1 protein-coding gene is annotated in these 1,021 nt (G+C 42.3%); it reads left to right on the forward strand.

Annotated features, from left to right (window positions below; all coding sequences use genetic code 11):
* The first annotated feature begins 61 nt into the window (after positions 1-61).
* Positions 62-1,018 (forward strand): IS1595-like element ISVal3 family transposase, encoded by a 957-nt coding sequence (locus tag R7035_RS26105; protein ID WP_086558361.1) that lies wholly within the window; start codon positions 62-64, stop codon positions 1,016-1,018.
* Positions 1,019-1,021: the final 3 nt, after the last annotated feature.

The raw sequence follows: 1,021 nt of genomic DNA on the forward strand, positions 1-1,021 counted from the left end.
TGGCTATGTTCCCTTTAACTGTTGTTATACTTAAAGTAGGCAACGATTGGAGGGAACTCCTATGCTTCAGTCACAGTTCCACAAGCTTATAAAACTGCTACCCAAGCTCACCGATAATCAATCTGTACTACTCGAACAATTCTTGAGAGGGGTTGAACCTGTCTCGCAAGTCATTCGTGAACTTGAACAAAGAGTCGTTGACTCCCCTGAATGCCCTCACTGCCATAGTTCACTCATAAATCGCCATGGCAAGGTTAATGATATGCAGCGATATCGCTGCAAAAACTGCCTAAAAACATTTGTCGCTACGACAGGTACGCCTCTTGCTCGATTGCGTTACAAAGAACAATGGGTTAACTACATGAAGTGTATGCTTGATAGTAAAGTGCTGCGTGTCAGTGCTAAAGAGTGTGGTATCAACCTGAAAACATCATTTCGCTGGCGTCATCGCTTCCTTGAATTCCCTGCAACGCTAAATGCATCAAAGCTTGAGGGGATCATTGAAGCAGATGAAACTCTATTTCCGTACTCTGAAAAAGGCTCAAAAAAGCTAACACGTAAACCAAGAAAACGAGGAATGAGAGCGCATAAGCGTGGTCGCTCTAAGGAGGATTGGGTTCCAGTTTTAACGGTCAGAGACCGAGGTAAGCACACGTTTGAGTCAATCTTGCCTGATGTAAAAGAAGAAACACTAGCCAAAGAGTTAGCAGGCAAGCTAGAAAAAGATAGTGTGCTCTGTACTGATGGCCATAAGTCTTACATTAGTTTATGCCTTAACAATGACTTAGTGCATAAGCAACTCAATATATCCGCAGGATTAAAGGTCATTGACCGAGTTTTTCATGTTCAAAATGTGAATGCTTATCACAGTCGCACCAAAGAATGGATGAAGCGATTCCATGGAGTAGCAACGAAGTACCTAGATCATTACCTTGGTTGGCACCGTTACATGGAAGTTACTGAAGAACTTAATGAAAACAGGATGTTAAGTCTTCAGCAACAATTAAAGGGAACATAGCCT

Origin of the sequence: Vibrio sp. 1731, assembly GCF_033339955.1 — a bacterium.
GTDB classification, from domain to species: Bacteria; Pseudomonadota; Gammaproteobacteria; order Enterobacterales; family Vibrionaceae; genus Vibrio; species Vibrio alginolyticus.